Raw genomic sequence first — 1,948 nt, forward strand, 5'->3', positions numbered from 1 at the left:
AGACGAAAGCCATGTTTACTGATCCTAAGTCGATCAAAGGTATTCAAACGTGGGCCGGTCTAGTGAAGGATGGAGTCAGTCCGGACGCTGATTTCCTCAAGCTTGCAGGCGGCGAGTGGAAAGCATTCGGTTCCGGCAAGGTAGCCATGTTCTTCATGCAATATAGCAACCAAGTGTTGATTAACAAGGAATTTGCAACTTTGGATTACGATACCGTCATGATTCCTAAAGGAACAGAGGGTAAACGCATTGTACCAATGGTTACGAATAGCTGGGTTATTTTCTCCAAAGCCAAACAAGAATCCAAGGACGCAGCATGGGAATTCCTCAAATATTACTTAAACGAAGAAGCACAAACTGTACTTGCTAAGAGCGGCACTTCCATTCCAGTACAAAAAAATGCAATTACCAAGCTTGATGTCAACATGAATCCAAAGAATAAAAAAGCGTTCAGTGATGGTATTGCTCAGGGCGGCGTGACTACGGACGAGAATCCTTCGTGGCAGCAATGGCGTCTGGCTGCTCAACCGATTTTTATCGATATTTATGGACAAAAGCTTTCGGCTGAAGATGGAATGAAGCAGATTCAGCAAAAAGTACAAAGCGTCTTGGATGAAAATAAATAAATGGGGAACGTGATGGCGGGGGGTTCCCGGAGGGACCCCGTCATCTGTCCTTTTTATAGGGAAAACGATCGTGAATTTATTTTTTGTACGGGGAGGAATCATCTTGCGTAAAGAATCCCGATGGGGTTATATATTGACTTTGCCGTTTAGTATACATTTGCTAGTATTTTTTGCCTTCCCTTTTTTCTTTTCTTTCTATTTGACGTTTACGCRGTGGGACATGTTTAATTCGCCGGTTTGGATTGGAGCCAAGAACTGGATCAGATTGCTTGATGATAAATCATTCTGGTACTCCTTAAGGAATATAATGCTTTTCGCCGTTATTTTTGTACCTCTGCAGACGATTATTGCTTTAGTGCTCGCTTTTTTCCTCAATCAGGCAATCCGTGCCAAATCATTGTACCGAGTCATTTACTTCCTGCCTGTTGTTACGCCTTGGCTTGCCGGTGGAACGATGTGGGCATGGATGATGAACAAGACTTATGGCTTGGCCAACTATATTCTTGGGCTGGTATCCATTTCCCCAGTAGATTGGCTGGACAGCAAGCACTGGGTACTACCCATCATGAGCGTGGCACTGGTTAACGTCTGGAAGGGGATTGGGACTTCAATGGTCATTTTGCTAGCCGCCATTCAGGGAGTATCCAGAGATCTTTATGAAGCTGCTTCCCTTGAAGGCGCGAATCGCTGGTCCCTGTTCTGGAACATTGTATTCCCAATTGTTTCGCCAATGATATTTCTGGTTCTGGTTTTGTCGACTATTTCGGCGTTTCAGGCATTCGACGTTTTCTTGGTTATGTTCAATTCTCCGAATATTGTACCCGATTCGAAAGTAACACCGAACATATTGATCTACAAGGATGCTTTTCTCACCACCAAAATGGGTTACGCTTCAGCTATGTCCTGGGCTCTGTTTATTGTGATATTGTCAGTTACTCTAGTGCAGAAACGTTTCGAAAAGAGGTGGGTTCATTATGAATAAGCAATCTCGATTAAAGAACTTTAGCATTCATTTGCTTTTGATTCTGGGCAGTACAGTTATGTTGATTCCTTTTTATTGGATGGTATCGACCTCGTTGAAAGCAGGCGCGAATGTGGCGGCGATACCCCCGCAATGGATTCCCAATCCGTTTGCGTGGAGCAATTATTCGGAGGTTTGGTTAAAGGTGGACTTTGGAAGGTATACAATGAATAGTTTTATTATCGTTATTGCCGATATTATCGGCACGCTGCTGTCATGCTCAATGGTTGCTTTCGGCATGGCGATGTTTAATTTTAAATTGAAGAAGTTTTTATATCTAGGGATGCTTGCTACCCTCATG

General features: G+C 43.4%; 3 protein-coding genes. All 3 read left to right on the top strand.

Translation table 11 applies throughout. The features are described from left to right. Positions 1-626 (top strand): extracellular solute-binding protein (locus tag AC1DWB_RS34280; RefSeq protein WP_477545546.1); only part of this gene is annotated, 626 nt, incomplete at its 5' end. Positions 627-729: 103 nt separating this feature from the next. Beyond that, entirely contained in the window at positions 730-1,608 is an 879-nt protein-coding gene (locus AC1DWB_RS34285; protein ID WP_477545547.1) for a carbohydrate ABC transporter permease, read from the top strand. Further along, a partial coding sequence (locus AC1DWB_RS34290) for an ABC transporter permease family protein (protein ID WP_477545548.1) occupies positions 1,601-1,948 on the top strand: 348 nt, incomplete at its 3' end. The genes AC1DWB_RS34285 and AC1DWB_RS34290, both read left to right, overlap by 8 nt.

The sequence above is a fragment of the Paenibacillus sp. P4_E11 genome (assembly GCF_056401635.1).